This is a genomic window from Bradyrhizobium sp. i1.15.2, assembly GCF_040548425.1.
Classification (GTDB): Bacteria; Pseudomonadota; Alphaproteobacteria; order Rhizobiales; family Xanthobacteraceae; genus Bradyrhizobium; species Bradyrhizobium canariense.
In genome coordinates this window covers 1-18,709 of the sequence record NZ_JBEPRQ010000034.1, presented here as the reverse complement: position 1 = coordinate 18,709, position 18,709 = coordinate 1, and the positions used below count along the sequence as shown (strand labels likewise).

Genomic DNA, 18,709 nt, shown 5'->3' with positions numbered 1-18,709 from the left:
AAAAGAACACAGCAGGGCAGGACAATCATGGGTATCCAGACTCCCAACGGCTTCAATCTCGACAATTCCGGCAAGCGCATCGTCGTGGACCCCGTGACACGTATCGAAGGTCACATGCGGGTCGAGGTCAATGTCGACGCCGACAACGTCATCCGCAACGCGGTCTCCACTGGCACGATGTGGCGCGGCATCGAGGTGATCCTGAAGAACCGCGATCCGCGCGACGCCTGGGCGTTTACCGAACGGATCTGCGGCGTCTGCACCGGCACGCACGCGCTGACCTCGGTGCGCGCGGTCGAGAACGCGCTCGGGATCACCATCCCGCAGAACGCTAATTCGATCCGCAACCTGATGCAGCTTGCCCTGCAGGTGCACGACCACGTCGTCCATTTTTATCACCTTCACGCGCTGGACTGGGTCGACGTCGTTTCCGCGCTTTCGGCCGATCCGCGGGCGACCTCGACGCTAGCGCAGTCGATCTCGAGCTGGCCGCTGTCGTCGCCCGGCTACTTCAAGGATCTGCAGACCCGGCTGAAGAAGTTCGTCGAGTCCGGGCAGCTCGGTCCGTTCAAGAATGGCTATTGGGGCAGCAAGGCCTACAAGCTGCCGCCCGAAGCCAATCTGATGGCGGTGGCGCATTATCTGGAGGCGCTTGATTTCCAGAAGGAGATCGTCAAGATTCACACCATCTTCGGCGGCAAGAACCCGCATCCTAACTGGCTCGTCGGCGGCGTGCCCTGTCCGATCAATGTCGACGGCACCGGCGCTGTCGGCGCCATCAACATGGAACGGCTGAACCTGATCTCCTCGATCATCGACCGTCTGATCGAGTTCAACGAAATGGTCTATCTCCCCGACGTGGCGGCGATCGGCTCATTCTACAAGGATTGGCTCTATGGCGGCGGCCTTTCGAGCCAGAGCGTGCTCTCGTATGGCGACGTGCCAGAACATGCCAACGACTATTCCGCCAAGAGCCTGAAGCTGCCGCGCGGCGCCATTATCAACGGCAACCTGTCCAAGGTGCTTCCGGTCGACCACGCCAATCCCGACGAGATCCAGGAGTTCGTGGTGCACTCCTGGTACAAATATCCCGACGAGACCAAGGGACTTCATCCCTGGGACGGCGTCACCGAGCCGAATTACGTGCTGGGACCCAACGCGAAGGGCACCAAGACGGCGATCGAGCAGCTCGACGAAGGCGGCAAGTACTCCTGGATCAAGGCGCCGCGCTGGCGCGGTCACGCCATGGAGGTCGGCCCGCTGGCGCGCTGGGTCGTCGGCTACGCGCAGAACAAGGCGGAGTTCAAGGATCCCGTCGACAAGTTCCTTCGGGATCTGAACCTGCCGATGTCGGCGCTGTTCTCGACGCTCGGCCGCACGGCGGCGCGTGCGCTCGAATCCGTCTGGGCCGGACGCCAGATGCGCTACTTCCAGGACAAGCTCGTCGCCAACATCAAGGCCGGCGACAGCTCGACCGCCAATGTCGACAAGTGGAAGCCGGAAAGCTGGCCGAAGGAGGCCAAGGGAGTCGGCTTCACCGAGGCGCCGCGCGGCGCGCTCGCGCACTGGGTCAAGATCAAGGACACCAAGATCGACAACTACCAGTGCGTGGTGCCGACGACTTGGAACGGCTCGCCGCGCGACCCCAAGGGAAATATTGGCGCCTTCGAGGCGTCGCTGATGAACACGCCGATGGTCAATCCCGAGCAGCCGCTGGAGATCCTGCGCACCATCCATTCCTTCGATCCGTGCCTGGCCTGTTCGACGCACGTCATGAGCCCGGACGGCCGGGAGCTCGCCAAGGTCAAGGTCAGGTAGGAGAGGATCATGATGGATGCAGTTGCTCCTGCCTCGGACGCCAGGCCCGACCTTGCGGCGATCGCAGCCTATGCTTCTGGAGAACGTGCGGTGGGTCGTCCCAGCGTCTATGTCTACGAAGCGCCGGTACGGATCTGTCACTGGGTGAACGCGTTCTCGATTATCGGGCTTATGGTGACCGGCTATCTGATCGGAACGCCGTTGCCGACGGTCGCGGGCGAGGCGTCCGACAATTTCGTGATGGGCTACATCCGCTTCGCCCATTTCGCCGCGGGGCAGGTGCTTGCGGTATTCTTCCTCACGCGCATCCTGTGGGCTTTCGTCGGCAACCACCACTCTCGGCAGATCTTCTACATCCCGTTTCACCGCAAGCAGTTCTGGAAGGAAGTGCTGCACGAAATCCGCTGGTACGCGTTCCTGGAGCGCGAGCCCAAGATGTATGTCGGCCACAATCCTCTGGCGCAGATTGCGATGTTCACGGGATTCACGCTGTTCGTGGCCTTCATGATCATCACCGGGTTTGCGCTCTATTCGGAAGGCACCGGCATCGATAGCTGGCAGCATAAGCTGTTCGGCTGGGTGTTTGCGATCTGGCCGAACAGCCAGGACGTGCACACCTGGCATCATCTCGGCATGTGGGCGCTGGTCGTGTTCGTGATGGTGCACATCTACACCGCGATCCGCGAAGACATCATGTCGCGCCAGAGCATCATCTCCTCGATGATCTCGGGCGAACGGCGATTCCGCGACTGAAACGGGAACGCCAAGTGAAGCCGATACTCTCGCAAGACGATCGCATCCTGGTGCTCGGCATCGGCAATATCCTGTGGGCCGACGAAGGGTTCGGCGTCCGGGCGGTCGAGGAATTCCACCGCCGCTACGCCGTACCCGACAATGTCACCATTCTCGATGGCGGCACGCAGGGGCTCTATCTCGTCAACTATCTGGAAGAGGCGGACCGCCTGATCGTGTTCGACGCGATCGACTATGGCCTCGAGCCCGGCCAGTTGAAGCTTGTGCGTGACGACGAGGTGCCGCGTTTCACCGGCGCCAAGAAGATGAGCCTGCACCAGACCGGCTTCCAGGAAGTCATCAGCGCGGCCGACCTGCTCGGCCGTTGCCCGAAACATCTGGTGCTGATCGGCTGCCAGCCGCTCGATCTCGAAGACTGGGGCGGGCCGCTTACGGCGCCGGTGCGCGACCAGATCGCGCCGGCGATCAATCTCGCTTGCGCCATCCTGGCCGAATGGGGCCTCACGGTGAGCCAACGCGCCGAGCCATTGGCAGATATCGAGCGGCTGCTCGCCAATGACATCGATCATTTCCATTACGAGACGCGGCCGGCCTGATCGGCCACACTGCCGGAGATTTGCCCATGTGCCTCGGCCTGCCCATGACGATTGTCGAGACCGACGGGATCTCGGCGCTGTGCGCGTATCGCGGCGAGCAGCGCCCCGTCTCTGTGCTGCTGCTCTCGAATCCTCCGGTCGGCGCCAAGGTGCTGGTCTATATCGACACCGCGATCCGGCTGCTGGACGAGGACGAGGCACGCCTGATCGCGAATGCGATCGAAGGTCTCAGCGCGGCGCTCGACGGCGAGGATTGCGACCGCTTCTTCGCCGACCTCATCGACCGCGAGCCGCAACTACCCGAGCACCTGCGGTCCGACTAGGATCGCCGCTGCTTCTCCCGTTTGATGCGTTGACGACATCAGTGACCGGCCGGCCTCGGCAGCCGCTGTGCGCCTGGAAGATCGATTTCTACCTGCAAAGACAGCTCTCACCAGATATGGCAAGTATCTTTCCATTGAAGCTTGGCTTACACTCGGCGCCAAGAAATACATGATCTGGATCAATGGGATAAATCCGAACATGTGATAACCGATCCTGGCACGTGGCTTGCTAACCTCTGGTTCGCCAAAAACACAAGCTTGTCAGGAGAGGTCGATGGAATTCCAGGTGGGAAAGCATGGTCTGGCGCGGAGTGGTCTGCCCGAGGTCGATGCTGCGACGGTCGATCATTTTCTTGGCGGAGCGGACGAGGCCGGTGCGGTCGCGGTGCTGCTGTCGGCTGGCGATCCCAACCGCTTTCCGGAGGCAATCGATGTCGCCGTGGTGCTGCCCGAGCTTGTCGCAGCGTTCGGCAATCGGCTGCGCGGTGCGATCATCGCACGCGACGCTGAGCGTGTGCTCGGCGAGCGCTTCGAGGTGCGGGTGCAGCCGACGCTGATCTTCGTCGCTAACGGCAAGACGCTGGGGTTGATCGCCAAGATCCAGGACTGGTCGGTCTATGCCGACCGCATCACCAAGCTGATCGACCGGCCGCGCGGGCAAGGCGCCGCAGTCGCCGTCACCATCATTCCCCAGCATCGCGCACAAGAGGTCGGGCTATGAAGGCCGGCTTCTGGGATGCGCCCGAAGGCGCCGAGCAACCAGTCAACGTGTTTCCGATCGGCGACGAGAGTCTCAATGCAGCGAAGGGCAGCCTGACGGCGGCCGGCGCGCTCGCAAAGCTTGCAACGCGCGACAGTGCGGAGCTTGCAAAGAGCTGCCCGAACGCGGTCGCGCTGCTCTCGAGGATCGCGGATGCCATCGCGGATCAAAAGGCGAACGCGCCGACAAGACTGTTTCGGCTGGCCAATCTCAACGATCTCGAGAGCAAGCTGGTGGCCGACGTGCTCGGCGAAGGCGAGGTCGCCGGTGTCGTCGCGCTGCCGGACGGATCGCTGGCGCAGATCCAGGAATCGGTGCTGGCGGGAATTTGGCGTGTGCGGCTCGAGACCGACGCCACTTCCGAATATCTCGAGATCGGCGCGGTTCCCGAGATCGTCAAGCGTGCGGCTGCCGACCTGACATCCGCCGATTTCGAGATCGGGCAGGTGCCGGAGGGCGCCATGAACGTGCTGCCGGTGCTCGCCGAAATCCGCGAGTGGGCACAGGCCTGGCGGCCCGGCATTCGCTCGCAGATCATCAATTTCACGCTGCTGCCGATGAGCCCGGTCGACATGAGCTTCATGCAGGACACGATCCGGAACGGACCGATCCAGCTGGTGTCGCGCGGCTACGGCACCTGCCGGGTGCTCTCCACCGGCATCCGCAATGTCTGGTCGGTGCAGTTCTTCAACGCCATGGACACTATCATTCTCGATACGCTCGAAGTCGGCGGCGTGCCGACGGTTGCGCTGGCAGCGGACGAGGATTTCGAGGATTCCGCCGAGCGGCTGCAGGAAATCATCGAGGCCTACTTCAAATGAGCGCCTTCGAGAATATTGGCGTGCGCCAGGACGTCGCCGACGTCACGCGGCTGGAATGCGGCATCTGCTGGACCGTCTACGATCCGGCGGATGGCGATGAGGTAGCGCAGATCGCGCCGGGCACGCCGTTCGCGGCGCTGCCGGAGGAGTGGCACTGCCCGAATTGCGACGCGCCAAAATCCAAGTTCATGGCGATCGAAACATGACAGGCAGCGCACCAGCGAGTGCGTCAGGTCCTGCCGACGACGCCGACGCCGCGGCGTGGGGCGAGCTTCTGGCCGCAAGCTACCGCGAGATCGGCGAGCGCGCGATGCGCGATCTACCCATCTACAACGATGCGCTCGGCGTCGAGGCGGTCGGTTTCCGTCCCTTCAACGGCACGATCGTCGGCATCATGGTCACGTCGTGGTTCATGAACGTGGCGATGCCGGCGGGCGCGGTGACGCCAGTCACCTCGGGCGCGACCGTGCGAATGCGTTTTCCCGCGGGCCATATCGAATTCACCCTCAGCGAGGTCGCCCGGATCGGCCGGATCGCGAGCTGCTCGCTGTTCTCGCCGATGTTCCAATTCGCCGACAAGGATGCCGCGCGAGCGACGGCCGAAGCCGCGCTTGCCGAATTGATGCTGCCGGCGGACAGCGAAGAGGCGGTTCGCCGCCGCGAGCCCGCGACAAGCCCGATCGATCGGCGTAACTTCCTGCGGGGCGCCTTGACGGAGCGGCATGGATGAGTCTCTCGTTTCGCAACGAGATCGATATTACGGTGCTGTTGTCCGGCGCCACGATCGCCGACGTCGCGATCAAGCCGCGCAATCGGCCGCCGCTGACGCGGCTGTTTGCGGGAAAGCCCGCGGCTTCGCTGCTTCCGGTGCTGCCGCGTCTGTTCTCGCTGTGCTCGATCGCCCATCACGTGGCGTTCCAGTCGGCGGTGGAAGCCGCGCAAGGACGGGAGCCGGCTCCCGCAACGGTGCGGCGCCGCGTCACCGCAGTCGTCGTCGAGCGGCTGACCGAACTGCTGCGCGGCCTGTTCGTCGGACGGCTCGCGCTCGACGGCACAAACGCTCTGGCGGTGCGCGCCGTAATGCAGGCAAGCGCGCTGCTTGGGGGCGCGGACGAGGCCGTCCCGCCGGCCTTGCATCGCGACGCGGTGGTGCAGATCAAGGCCGCGCTCGGCGCGATGGGGATCGCCGGCAAAGAAGACGAGACGCTCGCGCCGGGCAGCCCGCTCGCCGCCTCCGTCGCGGGATGCCACGGCAAGCTGGTGTCAGAGCCCGAGGCCGATCCATCCTTCCTGACGGTGGCGGACGATTTAGACATCGTCACGCGTCTGCTGGCGGACGGTGCGGCCTATTCCGATGCGCCGGACCTCTGCGGCCGGATTCCGGAAACCGGCGTCTGGGCGCGCAGGGCACGCCGTGAAGCGGTCTCGGCGGCGGAAGCGGGCTCCGCCGCGCGTCTGAAGGCGCGGATTGCCGAGGTCGCGCGGCTCTGCGCCTGGCTCGATCGTGGCGATGCGGATCTCGATGAAGGCGTCGTCGCGAGCTACCGGCTCGGCGCGGGCAAGGGGGCAGCCGCGGTCGAATGCGCACGCGGGCGCCTCCATCACGCCGTCGCACTGGACGACGAGGATCGCGTCGTCAACTTCGAGTTCCTGGCACCGACCGAGTGGAATTTTCACGCCCGCGGACCGCTGGTCAGGAGCCTCAAGGGCGCGACGCTCGCGACCGGCCGGCAGGGGCAGGACGCGGTTCGCGCGCTGGTCGGCTCCTTCGATCCCTGCGTCTGCTTCAGCCTGCAATTTCGCGAGGCCGGCCATGCATGAGATGGCGCTGTGCGAAGGCATCGTCGGTATCGTCGAGGAGGAAGCGCGCAAGCGCGCTTTCACCAAGATGAACGTCGTCCGTCTGGAGATCGGTGCGCTGAGCCATGTCGCGCCGGAGGCGCTGAAATTCTGCTTCGAGGCCGTAGCCGCGCGGACCATCGCGCAAGGCGCGCGGCTCGAGATCGTCGAGACGCCCGGCACGGCTTGGTGCATGGCCTGTTCCAAAACCGTTGAGATCGGGCAGCGTTACGAGCCGTGCCCGTCCTGCGGCGGCTACCAATTGCAGGTGACGGGCGGCGAGGAGATGCGGGTAAGGGAATTGGAGGTCGACTGATGTGTACGGTCTGCGGCTGCAGCGACGGCAAGGCATCGATCGAAGATGCGCATGGTCATCATCATGATCACGGCGATGGCCATGGGCACGGCGAGCACCATCATCATCACCGCGGTCATGGCCACGACCACGGTCACCACCATCACCACGGTGGTGCCCACGACCACGCCCCCGATGAGGCCGGGCTGCTCGACTGCGGCGCCAATCCCGCGGGCCAGAAGATCGCCGGCATGAGCAGCGACCGCATCATCCAGGTCGAGCGCGACATCCTCGGCAAGAACGACCGGCTTGCGGCCGACAACCGCACCCGCTTCGCGGCCGACGGCGTGCTCGCCTTCAACCTGGTCTCCAGCCCCGGCGCCGGCAAGACCTCGCTGCTGGTCCGCGCCCTGTCCGAGCTGAAGGCAAGCTTTGCGATCGGCGTGATCGAAGGCGACCAGCAGACCTCCAACGATGCCGAGCGCATTCGCACGACCGGCGTGCCGGCGATCCAGGTCAATACCGGCAAGGGCTGTCACCTCGACGCCGCCATGGTCGGCGAGGCCTATGACCGGCTGCCCTGGCTGAACGGCGGCCTGCTTTTCATCGAGAATGTCGGCAACCTGGTTTGCCCGGCGGCGTTCGATCTCGGCGAGGCCTGCAAGATCGTGGTGTTCTCGACCACCGAGGGCGAGGACAAGCCGCTGAAATACCCCGACATGTTCGCAGCCTCGTCGCTGATGCTGATCAACAAGATCGATCTCGCGCCCGTGCTCGATTTCGATCTGGCGAAGACCATCGACTATGCGCGCCGGGTCAACCCGAAGATCGAGGTGCTGACGGTGTCGGCGCGCACCGGCGAAGGCTTTGCGGCGTTCTTTGCCTGGATCCGCAAGCGGATGGCGGCGACGACGCCTGCCGCGATGACGGCGGCGGAGTGACGATGGGCGGCGAGGCCACGGCGCGGGACGGACGGCGGCTGCGCCTGCACGTGCGCGGCGCGGTACAGGGCGTCGGCTTTCGCCCCTATGTCTACGGCCTCGCCACGCGCTACCGCCTCGGCGGCTTCGTCGCCAACGATTCCCAGGGCGTCGTCATCGAGGTCGAGGGCGAGCGCGCATCGGACTTCGTCAGGGCACTGCCGCTGGAAAAGCCGCCGCTCGCCCGGATCGACGAGATCTCGGTGCAGCCGGTCGGGGCGGTGGCGAGCGAGGGGTTTTATATCCGCGCGAGCGACCAGGGCAGGGTGTCGACACGCATCGGCGCCGATGCCGCGACCTGTCCAAAATGCCTGAGCGAGCTGTTCGATCCAGCCAGCCGGTTCTATCGCTACCCCTTCGTCAACTGCACCCATTGCGGTCCGCGCTATACCATTGCCGAGCGGCTTCCTTACGACCGCGCGACCACGGCCATGAAGCGCTTTGCGATGTGCAAGGCCTGTGCGGGCGACTATGCCGATCCCGACAGCCGCCGCTTCCATGCTGAAGCGATCGCCTGCCCGCAATGCGGCCCGCGGCTCAGCCACGGTATCGAGGACATCGCTGCCGCGATCGCCGCAGGCAAGATCGTCGCAGTCAAGGGGCTCGGCGGCTATCAGCTCGTCTGCGATGCCCGGGACGAGGCGGCCGTGCAGCGCCTGCGCCAGCGCAAGCAGCGCGACCAGAAGCCGTTTGCCGTCATGGTCGGCTCGGTGGACGCGGTCGCCGGCATCGCCGACGCCGATGCTGCCGAGCTCGCCTTGCTCGAGACGTCGCCGCGGCCGATCGTGCTGATGACATCGCGCCATCGGCTCTCGCCAGCGATCGCGCCGGAGCTGGCGCGGATCGGCATCGCGCTGCCGGTCACTCCGCTCCTTCATTTGATCTTCGAGGCGCTGGATGCGGCGCATCCGCTCGCCGGCGAGAGCTGGGCGATCGTCGCCACCAGCGCCAATCCCGGCGGCGAGCCGCTTCTGATCGACAATCGCGAGGCCGAGCTGCGGCTTGCCGGCATCGCCGACCTCATCGTCAGCCATGATCGCGACATCGTCACCCGCGCCGACGATTCCGTGGCGGCCGTCGTCGCCGGCCGGACGCAGTTCAGCCGCCGTGCCCGCGGCTACGTGCCGGAGCCGGTTCGGCTGGCGCGACCGGTGCCGCCGATCCTTGCGGTCGGCGGCGCGTTGAAGTCGACCGTGACGGTCACGCGCGGCAGCGAGGCCTTCGTTTCCCAGCACGTCGGCGACCTCGACACCGCCGAAGGCGTCCGTGTCTTCGAGGAAACCATCGGCCACCTGCTGTCGACGCTGGACGTCGAGCCGGCGGTTATCGCCCATGATCTGCACCCGAACATAGCCTCGACCCGCTTCGCCGAAGCGAGCGGGCGGCGGCTGATCGCAGTCCAGCACCATCATGCCCATGCCGCCTCCGTGATGGCGGAGCATGGCCTCGCGGGATCTGCGTTGGCACTGGTGCTCGACGGCTTCGGCCAGGGCAGCGACGGCGGCAATTGGGGGGGCGAGCTCCTGCTGTGCGAGCGCGCGCAGTTCCGGCGGCTCGGCCATCTGGCGCCGATGAAGATGGCGGGCGGCGATCGCGCCGCGCGCGAGCCGTGGCGCATGGCTGCAAGCGCATTGCATGACCTGGCCCGCGGCAACGCGATCGCGACCCGGTTTGCGGCGCAGCCGCAGGCTGCGCGTCTCCATGCCTTGCTCGACCAGCCGGGCGTACCGGTGACGACCAGCGCCGGCCGGCTGTTCGACGCGGCGGCGGGGCTGCTCGGTCTTTGCCAGGTGCAGAGCTATGAGGGCGAAGCCGCGATGAAACTGGAGGCGCGGGTTCGCGCGCCGCGCTCCATGAAAGACGGCTGGAGGATCGAGGATGGGGTGCTGTCCCTGTTTCCGTTGCTTGCGCGCCTTGCGGCCGAGGGCATCGATCCGATCGAGGGGGCCGGGCTGTTCCATGGCACGCTCGCCGCTGCCTGCGTCGACTGGATCGCCCGTGCGGCGCGCGAGACCGGCGTCACGACCGTCGCCCTGAGCGGCGGCTGCTTTCTCAACGCGATCCTCAGTTGCGAGATCGAGCGCGGCTGTATCGCCGCCGGTCTCTTGCCGCTGCTGCCGCGGCAAGTGCCGCCCAATGACGGCGGTCTCAGCCTCGGCCAGGCCTGGATCGCCACGCTCCAACTCGAACAGTACGGCCTGGAAGGAACCGCCTGATGTGTCTCGCGATACCTGCTGAGGTCACGAGGCTCCTGCCCGACGAGATGGCGATCGTCTCGATCGACGGCGTCAGCAAGGAGATATCGGTCGCCTTGATCGAGAATCTCGCCGTCGGCGACTATGTGATCATCCATGTCGGCTATGCCCTGACGAAGATCGATCCGGAGGAGGCAATGCGGACGCTCGAACTGCTGCGCGAGCTTAGCGCCGAGGGGCAGAGAGCCGCGTCATGAAATATGCCGACGAGTTTCGCGACAAGGAGATCGCGCTCGGGCTTGCGAAAGCGATCCGCGCGGAAGCCGATCCGCAAAAGCTCTATCGCTTCATGGAATTCTGCGGCGGCCATACCCACGCGATCTCGCGTTACGGCCTCGAGGACATGCTGCCGAAGAACGTGCGGATGATCCACGGCCCCGGCTGTCCGGTGTGCGTGCTGCCGGGCGGACGCATCGACATGGCGATCCGGCTCGCCGAGCGGCCGGACGTCATCCTGTGCGTCTATGGCGACCTGATGCGCGTTCCCGGCTCGCAGGGCGCATCGCTGTTGAAGGCGAAGGCGCGCGGCGCCGACATCCGCATGGTCTATTCCACCATCGACGCGATCCGGATCGCCGAGGACAATCCCGGACGCGAGGTCGTGTTCTTCGCCATCGGCTTCGAGACCACGACGCCGCCGACTGCAGTCATGATCCGGCTGGCGGAGAAGAAGCAGCTCGAAAACTTCACCGTGTTCTGCAACCACGTGCTGACGCCGCCGGCGATGCAGAACATCCTGGAAAGTCCCGACATCCGCAACATCGGCCGGGTCGAGATCGACGGTTTCGTCGGGCCGGCCCATGTCTCGACGATCATCGGCACGGCTCCTTACGAGTTCTTTGCCGAGGAGTTCGGCAGGCCCGTGGTGATCGCGGGCTTCGAGCCGCTCGACATGATGCAGGCAATCCTGATGCTGGTGCGGCAGGTCAACGAGGATAGGCACGAGGTCGAGAACCAGTACAGCCGCGCGGTGAACCGCGACGGCAATCTGCGCGCCAAGGAGGAGGTCTCCGACATCTTCGAGCTGCGCGATCAGTTCGAATGGCGGGGGCTCGGACAGGTTCCCTATAGCGGGCTGAAGCTGAAGCGCGCTTACGCCGTATACGACGCCGAGGTGCGCTTCGACATGCACGAGCTGCGCGTCGACGACAATCCCGCCTGCGAATGCGGCGCCATCCTGCGCGGCGTGAAGAAGCCGGTCGACTGCAAGCTGTTCGGCACCGTCTGCACGCCGGAGACGCCCATGGGCTCCTGCATGGTCTCCTCCGAAGGCGCCTGCGCCGCACACTGGACCTATGGCCGCTTCCGCGACCACCAGCAAAGGCGTGTGTCATGAAGGCCTACCAGCGCAAGCTCGACATCAGGAACGGCTGCGTCGACCTGTCCCACGGCTCGGGCGGCCGGGCCATGGCGCAGTTGATCTCGGGTCTGTTCCACGAGGCCTTCGGCAATGAATGGCTGGCGCGCGGCAACGACCAGTCGGCATTCGACGTTGGTGCCGGGCGCATGGTGATGACGACCGACGGCTATGTGGTCTCGCCGCTGTTCTTCCCCGGCGGCAATATCGGCTCGCTTGCAGTGCACGGCACCGTCAACGATATCGCCATGGCCGGTGCACGCCCGCTCTACCTCTCTGCAAGCTTTATCATCGAGGAAGGCTTCCGCTTCGCCGACCTCAAGATGATCGCAGAATCGATGGGCGAGGCTGCGCGCACCGCCGGCGTTCACATCGTCACCGGCGACACCAAGGTGGTCGAGCGCGGCAAGGCCGATGGCCTGTTCATCTCGACCGCCGGCGTTGGGGTCGTACCCCACGGGCTCGATCTCTCGGCGGAGAATGCCCGCGTCGGCGATCGCGTGCTGATCTCGGGCACGCTCGGCGATCACGGCGTGGCGATCATGTCGAAGCGGCAGAATCTCGCCTTCGAGACCGAGATCGTCTCGGATTCGGCGGCGCTGAACGATCTCGTCGCGAAGATGGTCGAAACCGGCGGCCTCGGCATCCGCCTGATGCGCGATCCCACCCGCGGCGGGCTTGCCGCCACGCTGAACGAGATCGCCCAGCAGTCCGACCTCGGCTTCCATCTTCGCGAGGAGGCGATCCCGGTCAAGCCTGGCGTCGCGGCAGCGTGCGAGCTGCTCGGGCTCGATCCGCTCCATGTCGCCAATGAGGGCAAGCTGGTCGCGATCGTGGCGCCCGAAAATGCTGCTGCAGTGCTGGCCGCGATGCGGGCGCATCCGCTTGGCCGCGCCGCCGCCGATATCGGCGAGGCCGTGGCCGACGATCATCATTTCGTGCAGATGGCCACGAGCTTCGGCGGCGGGCGGATCGTCGACTGGCTGTCGGGCGAGCAATTGCCGAGAATCTGTTGAGGCAAATCATGCGCATCCTGCTCCTGTCGCATTCCTTCAACAGCCTGACGCAGCGGCTGCATGTCGAGCTCAGGGATCGAGGCCACGATGTCGCGGTCGAGCTCGACATCCATGCCGAGGTCACGCGCGAGAGCGTGGCGCTGCATCGGCCGGACCTTGTGATCGCGCCGTTCCTGAAGCAGGCGATTCCCAACGACGTCTGGCGCAGCCTGCGGTGCCTGGTCGTCCATCCCGGTCCGCCCGGCGATCGCGGTCCGGCGGCGCTCGACTGGGCGATTCTGGACGGTGCAAGCGAGTGGGGCGTGCGCCTAAGTCCAGCATCTACCGCAATGAGGTGACGTCCTGCGCGGTTGCGGCGGTGCTCGAAGCCGTCGCGGCGATCGAATCCGGACGGCCTGCCCCGCAGCCGATGGACACGGACGACCCGCGCATTCGCGTGCGCGGACCTTGCCGCCAGGCGGGCCGGGCGATCGACTGGCAGCACGACACCACCGCGACCGTGCTGCGCAAGATTGACAGCGCCGACGGCATGCCGGGCTTGGTCGACAGTCTGTCCTTCCAGGAGGTCAGGCTGTTCGATGCGCATGAGGCGCACGGCATCTCCGGCGTGCCCGGCACCGTCGTCGCGCAATGCGACGGCGCGCTGGCGCGCGCCACGGTCGATGGCGCGGTCTGGATCGGGCATGTCAGGAAGCTCGCGCCGAAGAGCCTGAAGCTGCCGGCGGCGAAACTCTTTGCCGCCGAGGCGGCGCATCTGCCGCACCGGCCCGGCTGCGGCTACGCCCGGATCAGGTATCGCGAGCATGGCGAGGTCGGCGAGCTCGCGTTCTCCTTCTACAACGGCGCCATGGCGACCGCCGAATGTGAGGCCCTGCTCGAGGCCTATCGCGCGGCGCTGGCGCGCCCGACCAGGGTGCTGCTCCTGACCGGGGCCGGGATTATTGGTCGAACGGCATTCATCTTGCAGAAATCGAGGCGGCCGACAGCCCCGCGGATGAGTCCTGGCGCAACATCAATGCGATCGACGATCTTGCCCGCGCGATCATCGAGACCACCGACCGCCTGGTCGTCTCGGTCATTCGCGGCAATGCGGGTGCGGGCGGCGTCTTCCTGAGTCTTGCCGCCGACGAGGTCTGGGCAAGCGACCAGATCGTCCTCAATCCGCATTACAAGGACATGGGCAATCTTTACGGCTCGGAATACTGGACCTATCTGCTGCCGCGCCGTGCGGGCGCCGCGAACGCAACCCGGATCACGCAATGCCGGCTTCCGATGGGAGTGGCGGAGGCGCGGCGCCTCGGCATCGTCGATCGCGTGCTATCGGGCGAGGAGCTTGCCGATAATAAGCCTCGTACAGCGCGGCGCCACCATGGCGTCGGATGCCGGTTTTGCCATGCGCCTCGCCGCCAAGCGGCAGCGGCGCGCCGCCGATGAGGCCGAGAAGCCCCTGCAATCCTACCGCGACGAGGAGCTGCGGCGGATGAAGCTGAATTTCTACGGCTTCGATCCGAGCTACCACGTCGCGCGCTACAATTTCATCCACAAGGTGCCGAAGTCGCGCACGCCGCTGACCATCGCTGGTCACCGGTCCCGGCGTGCGCCAGATCGGCCTGTCGGCATGGCGGTGCCATCGTGAGCATTCAGGGAACCATTCTCCTCGTCGACGACGAGGTCCGCTCGCAGGAAGCGCTGCGGCGCGTGCTCAGGGAGGATTTGGAGGTGCTCTGCGTCGGCAATGCGACCGATGCGGAGAAGCTGCTGGAGGGCGAGATTGTCCACGCGATCCTCTGCGACCAGCGGATGCCGCACGAATCCGGCGTGAGCTTCCTGAAGCGCGTCCGCGAGCTCAGGCCGGATCCGGTGCGGATGATCATTTCCGGCTATTCGGAGTCCGAGGACATCATCGCAGGACTGAACGAGGCCGGCATCTATCAATACATCACCAAGCCCTGGCAGCCGGACCAACTGGTCGAAACCGTCAAGGAGGCGGTTCAGCTCTATCGGCTGCAGAAGGAGACCGAGACCGCCGGCCTCGACGTCAAGGCGACCTCGGGGCACATCAAGAAGGTCGCCTCGGTCAAGCGCGGAGTGGCCAAGCAGCTCTGCGATTTCGACCGCATCGTGCATTCGACGGAAAGCCCGATGCACGCCGTGATCGAGCTCGGCAGGCGCGCCGCCGACTACGATATTTCGGTTCTGATCACCCGAGAATCCGGCACCGGCAAGGAGCTTCTGGCCCGCGCGATCCATTACGGCTCGGCGCGGGCCAACAAGGCGTCCGTGGTCGAGAACTGCGGCGCGCTGCCGGACGAGCTCTTGGAAGCGATCTGTTCGGTTGCAAGAAGGGCGCCTTCACCGGCGCCTACCAGGATCGTATCAGCCTGTTCGAGGTCGCCGATGGCGGTACGATCTTCCTCGACGAGATCGGCGAGACCTCCCCGGGGTTCCAGGTCAAGCTGCTGCGTGTGCTGCAGGAGAGCGAGATCCGGCCGCTCGGCGCGCAGCGCGTGCGCAAGGTCGACGTTCGCGTGGTGGCGGCGACCAACCGCGACCTGGAGGCCGAGGTCGAGGCCGGTCGCTTCCGGCGCGACCTGTACTACCGCCTCGCCGCATTCCCGGTGCACATGCCGGCGCTACGCGAGCGCCCGATGGACATCCCGCTGATTGCGGAGGGCGTGCTGTCGGCGGTCAAGAGCTCCTTCAACCGGCCGAATCTGCGCTTTGCGCGTTCGGCGTCATCTCCACCTTCCCGAAGACAAGTCGTCTCCGGCCAAGGCCAATCATGTTTCATCATGGCCAAGGCGGCAATGCCGACAATGGCACCGCGCCCTGCGACGAAATGACGAGAGGGAGGGAGCCCCTGACGGGCTTTGATCCGGACCGCCGCCTGAGAGACCCAGGCGGCGGTCCGCGCGAAACGCTAACCCGGCCGGTGCGGGCACATCAAGTTTCGTAGTGTTGCTCCGGCCGGAGATTCATTGCAGCCACCAGGAAATTGCACACATCGCCAACGGAGGTTCCAACGCATCACGGCCCATTCGCAAGCCTCAGCGCCGCCCCGCCTCGACCGCGTCCGCCAGGATCTCCTCCGACAATTGCCGATCGCTCACCGCGCGCGACAAGCCGGCATTACAAACTTCGTCGCCGGTCAACCGGGCGCCGGCAATTCGACGCTCACGCAAATCTTGCAGAAGATGAATCCGACACACCGCGGCAGAGTGCGTGTTGCCGCCGAGGATATAATCGCGATCGCCCTGCAGCATTACATTTCGCACGATGACTGGCTAAGCCGTGCAACGGCAATTTGAGGCGTGGGCCGATCTCTGCAAAACCGGCCTTCAAGTACAATGCTGAGGTGGGGCTACGGCTCCACATGGGTTGCCTCGGCGCCCCCACTTCAAGCTGGCCCCAGCCTTTTACTGTCCCCAGGCCCACCGCAGCCGCAATGAGACGCATCGCGACCCCAGAAGATCGCTGATCGGGCACCACATAGAGTTCGGTGATAATGCCGTAGGTTCCGCGCGCAAAAAGCGCCGCGCCTTCCGACAACATAATGAGGCCGACCGGGCGTGCCTCCGTGAAAGCCAGAAACCCGTAGACGCGCTCTTTCATCGCCAGGAGGTCGACAACAAGCTGGGTATCTAGTTCGTCCTGCATTTGCCCCCCCTCAAGTTCAGCAAGTAGGGCAGCAACCATGTGGGTCACCGTTGTGGCGTCATCGATAGACACTTCACGCGTGGTCACCATGTCATATCCTCTTCCAAGCTTAACCAACATACGACCTGGTCCAGCGGCGGACGGAGGCTGCCGCAGCACCCGATTCAAAGCAGATACACTGCACAGTTGAAAGTGAGATGACGCTCTAGTTCACATTGAGGTGATAGCGTCCTCGTGCCGCTCCAAAAATATCTCAGAAAGCCGAAGTCGAACATCGTAATGGTCGCACGGAGCCCTCTCTCCTTCTTTGGACCTGCGTGTCACCCCCATCGTGTTCATGCTCGGACGTTACAGGAGCGAGGCTGACCGCTTGCGAAAAGACTCACGCATCTGGATCTACTCTCCCCCCTCGTAGAAAGTTCGAGCGGCAGGCCGACCAGCGATTTGCCGGATCCAGTCCCACATTCGACGGCCCCATCGCAATGGCCGCGCGCGTCGCAGAAGGAACGCTCATCGGGCCGCGCTAATAACTGAATTACTCACTCTGTCAAAGATGTTGGTGGGCAGCATGAGCGTCCCTGACCGGCTTCATTGCCTGAGATCAATGCTCTCAGAGAATCGTGGAACGCGCGAGTCCAAGGCGCACTGTTTTTGGTAGTGTTTAGATAATCAGTTTTTCTAATCTCCCATCGGACGCGCCATTTGTTTCCGCGCGATGAAGAACATCACGGACGCCCGACGAACGCGTGTAACTTGGTCGTTGAGCTCGCGATTGAGGCCGGCTTCTCGCGCGTTCCTCGAATAGACAATGTCCCGTCCTGATGAGCCGGGTTCACTGCCTGCCATCGCATTGCCGTTAAATGCTTTATGAGAGCCTCGTCGGGCCGTGTCGCGCGAGATCGTTTTGTCGTTCACTTGCATCACTTTACGATCTGTTTGTTTAGAAGACCTCTTCTAATGCTTGCGGACACGCGTTACAGCGTGAGACGGTCGCGGCATTCGAGCGGAAGATCGCTTGGGTCACAAGCGGTGGGCTTCTCCATTCCAAAATCAGGAAGTGCAGCACGAGGAAGATACCGAGCGGCTATGCGCCGCTGCCACTCCTGCCGGCGCGTAAACGGCAAAGATGATGCAGACGTCTGACGTAATCTACGTCACTTTGCGGTTCCTACCTGCCCGAAACGGCTCATGCGCGATTCCGCCTTCATCCTTGCACCGGCTCACATGAACGACGGCTTAGTGGATTCGGGATTGCTCCACTCTGCGCCGCCGTGACACTCCGCCATCAATGCGTATCGGCATTCCTCTGCAGCGGAGCCGTCGGAACGACGTGAACGACGTGATAGCCGTTGTCGTGCAGGTACCGTAGGAAGGCGGGCATCATCGCGGCGGTATGTGCTTTGGCGTCGTGAAACAGAATGATCCCCTTCCCCTCGGCATTGAGCCGGCTGGTGATCAGCTTCAGCTCCTGGTCTGGCGTCATTTCCTCCCAGTCGCTGGCCCACAGGTCCGCTCCGAACACGACGATGCCCCGAGACTGGAGTAGCTCGAGCGTCTGAGGGGTCGAGTCGAAATAGGGGAAGCGGAAGAACGGCGTCGAAGGCGCCATTGTCGATACTCCATGGAGCGCCATTTCGTCGGCGGCAATCCCGCGATCGATGTCCTCTTTCGCCTTCTCGAAGCTGATCTTCGACGCCATCGAATGCGACCAGGTGTGGTGCGCGATGGTGTGGCCTTGCGCGGCCGCGCGCCGCGCGAGCTCGGGAAATTGGGCTGACGACTTGCCGACCAGGAAGAACGTGGCTCGGACGCACTCCTGCGCGAGCGCCGCCAGCACCTTTTCCGTGTACGGCGGCCGGGGCCCGTCGTCGAAGGTCAGCACGACCTCGTGGTCGGCTAAGGGGAGAGTTTGGGGAAAGCTCTTCAGTCCAACCCGCGGATGAGTCTTGGCGTCAACGGCGAGCACGCGCGAGGTCCCGAGTGCGTCCTTGCGCGGACAGTCGGCCGCCTCCGCAGCCGTGATGCCGGCAAGCACCGCCGTCGCGGCGCTCACAAGCAGCAGGGCCCATTCTGCCATCGAGGTCGTCCCCGAACAGGTGTCTGGTTGCGGCCTTGAACAAGTTAGTCTTGCCGTCATGGCTGGAGTTACATCATCATGCCGATGGCTTCAGCCGCCTCGTTTCCATTTCGGACTAGCTGATCCGTCGCGGTGGACCTGCACTCAGATCGAACTATGTCG

General features: G+C 64.6%; 20 protein-coding genes and 2 pseudogenes. 20 read left to right on the top strand and 2 right to left on the bottom strand.

The window, feature by feature from the left end:
• Window positions 1-27: 27 nt before the first annotated feature.
• The 20 genes and pseudogenes from ABIB80_RS34900 to ABIB80_RS34805 all read left to right on the top strand — a co-directional run.
• Window positions 28-1,818, top strand: coding sequence for a nickel-dependent hydrogenase large subunit (locus tag ABIB80_RS34900; protein ID WP_354129136.1), 1,791 nt, complete (start codon window positions 28-30; stop codon window positions 1,816-1,818).
• Between the two features lie 12 nt (window positions 1,819-1,830).
• Window positions 1,831-2,571, top strand: a complete 741-nt coding sequence (cybH, locus tag ABIB80_RS34895; protein WP_502917010.1) for a Ni/Fe-hydrogenase, b-type cytochrome subunit — start codon at window positions 1,831-1,833, stop codon at window positions 2,569-2,571.
• Window positions 2,572-2,585: 14 nt separating this feature from the next.
• Window positions 2,586-3,167 (top strand): HyaD/HybD family hydrogenase maturation endopeptidase, encoded by a 582-nt coding sequence (locus ABIB80_RS34890; protein WP_502918761.1) that lies wholly within the window; start codon window positions 2,586-2,588, stop codon window positions 3,165-3,167.
• 26 nt (window positions 3,168-3,193) lie between these two features.
• Entirely contained in the window at window positions 3,194-3,490 is a 297-nt protein-coding gene (locus ABIB80_RS34885; protein ID WP_148744597.1) for a HypC/HybG/HupF family hydrogenase formation chaperone, read from the top strand.
• Between the two features lie 274 nt (window positions 3,491-3,764).
• Complete coding sequence (locus ABIB80_RS34880) at window positions 3,765-4,211, top strand: thioredoxin domain-containing protein (RefSeq protein ID WP_354129134.1); 447 nt, start codon at window positions 3,765-3,767, stop codon at window positions 4,209-4,211.
• Window positions 4,208-5,071 carry a hydrogenase expression/formation protein gene (locus ABIB80_RS34875; RefSeq protein WP_354129133.1) on the top strand — a complete coding sequence of 288 codons (864 nt, stop codon included), beginning with the start codon at window positions 4,208-4,210 and terminating at the stop codon, window positions 5,069-5,071. Before ABIB80_RS34880 ends, ABIB80_RS34875 begins: the two co-directional genes overlap by 4 nt.
• On the top strand, window positions 5,068-5,277 hold the full coding sequence (locus ABIB80_RS34870) for a rubredoxin (protein ID WP_148756122.1): 210 nt from the start codon (window positions 5,068-5,070) through the stop codon (window positions 5,275-5,277). Before ABIB80_RS34875 ends, ABIB80_RS34870 begins: the two co-directional genes overlap by 4 nt.
• The gene (gene hybE, locus ABIB80_RS34865; protein WP_354129132.1) at window positions 5,274-5,801 is read left to right on the top strand and encodes a [NiFe]-hydrogenase assembly chaperone HybE; all 528 of its coding nucleotides are present in this window, start codon (window positions 5,274-5,276) and stop codon (window positions 5,799-5,801) included. Before ABIB80_RS34870 ends, hybE begins: the two co-directional genes overlap by 4 nt.
• Window positions 5,798-6,892: a nickel-dependent hydrogenase large subunit gene (locus ABIB80_RS34860; protein ID WP_354129131.1), complete on the top strand. Its 1,095-nt coding sequence runs from the start codon at window positions 5,798-5,800 to the stop codon at window positions 6,890-6,892. Before hybE ends, ABIB80_RS34860 begins: the two co-directional genes overlap by 4 nt.
• Complete coding sequence (gene hypA / locus ABIB80_RS34855) at window positions 6,885-7,226, top strand: hydrogenase maturation nickel metallochaperone HypA (protein WP_354129130.1); 342 nt, start codon at window positions 6,885-6,887, stop codon at window positions 7,224-7,226. The genes ABIB80_RS34860 and hypA overlap by 8 nt, the downstream gene beginning before the upstream one ends.
• Window positions 7,226-8,146, top strand: a complete 921-nt coding sequence (gene hypB / locus ABIB80_RS34850; RefSeq protein WP_354129129.1) for a hydrogenase nickel incorporation protein HypB — start codon at window positions 7,226-7,228, stop codon at window positions 8,144-8,146. Before hypA ends, hypB begins: the two co-directional genes overlap by 1 nt.
• Before the next feature lie 2 nt (window positions 8,147-8,148).
• Window positions 8,149-10,401 (top strand): carbamoyltransferase HypF, encoded by a 2,253-nt coding sequence (gene hypF, locus ABIB80_RS34845; protein WP_354129128.1) that lies wholly within the window; start codon window positions 8,149-8,151, stop codon window positions 10,399-10,401.
• Window positions 10,401-10,637 carry a HypC/HybG/HupF family hydrogenase formation chaperone gene (locus tag ABIB80_RS34840; RefSeq protein ID WP_279686301.1) on the top strand — a complete coding sequence of 79 codons (237 nt, stop codon included), beginning with the start codon at window positions 10,401-10,403 and terminating at the stop codon, window positions 10,635-10,637. Before hypF ends, ABIB80_RS34840 begins: the two co-directional genes overlap by 1 nt.
• On the top strand, window positions 10,634-11,776 hold the full coding sequence (gene hypD, locus ABIB80_RS34835; RefSeq protein WP_354129127.1) for a hydrogenase formation protein HypD: 1,143 nt from the start codon (window positions 10,634-10,636) through the stop codon (window positions 11,774-11,776). Before ABIB80_RS34840 ends, hypD begins: the two co-directional genes overlap by 4 nt.
• Window positions 11,773-12,813, top strand: a complete 1,041-nt coding sequence (gene hypE, locus ABIB80_RS34830) for a hydrogenase expression/formation protein HypE (RefSeq protein WP_354129126.1) — start codon at window positions 11,773-11,775, stop codon at window positions 12,811-12,813. The genes hypD and hypE overlap by 4 nt, the downstream gene beginning before the upstream one ends.
• A gap of 8 nt (window positions 12,814-12,821) precedes the next feature.
• A complete protein-coding gene (locus tag ABIB80_RS34825) occupies window positions 12,822-13,151 on the top strand; it encodes a formyl transferase (RefSeq protein ID WP_354129125.1) in 330 nt (109 codons plus the stop codon).
• Between the two features lie 71 nt (window positions 13,152-13,222).
• Window positions 13,223-13,465: pseudogene (locus ABIB80_RS34820) on the top strand (DNA-3-methyladenine glycosylase); the annotation flags it as partial.
• Between the two features lie 302 nt (window positions 13,466-13,767).
• Complete coding sequence (locus tag ABIB80_RS34815; RefSeq protein WP_354129174.1) at window positions 13,768-14,247, top strand: enoyl-CoA hydratase/isomerase family protein; 480 nt, start codon at window positions 13,768-13,770, stop codon at window positions 14,245-14,247.
• Complete coding sequence (locus tag ABIB80_RS34810) at window positions 14,147-14,449, top strand: hypothetical protein (RefSeq protein WP_354129124.1); 303 nt, start codon at window positions 14,147-14,149, stop codon at window positions 14,447-14,449. The genes ABIB80_RS34815 and ABIB80_RS34810 overlap by 101 nt, the downstream gene beginning before the upstream one ends.
• Window positions 14,446-15,548, top strand: a pseudogene (locus tag ABIB80_RS34805) (sigma-54-dependent transcriptional regulator); the annotation flags it as partial. The gene ABIB80_RS34810 and the pseudogene ABIB80_RS34805, both read left to right, overlap by 4 nt.
• Before the next feature lie 439 nt (window positions 15,549-15,987).
• Here ABIB80_RS34805 and ABIB80_RS34800 read toward each other — a convergent pair.
• Together ABIB80_RS34800 and ABIB80_RS34795 are read right to left on the bottom strand one after the other, a co-directional pair.
• Window positions 15,988-16,560, bottom strand: a complete 573-nt coding sequence (locus ABIB80_RS34800) for a GNAT family N-acetyltransferase (protein ID WP_279686297.1) — start codon at window positions 16,558-16,560, stop codon at window positions 15,988-15,990.
• Between the two features lie 1,195 nt (window positions 16,561-17,755).
• Window positions 17,756-18,547, bottom strand: a complete 792-nt coding sequence (locus tag ABIB80_RS34795; RefSeq protein ID WP_354129123.1) for a polysaccharide deacetylase family protein — start codon at window positions 18,545-18,547, stop codon at window positions 17,756-17,758.
• Window positions 18,548-18,709: the final 162 nt, after the last annotated feature.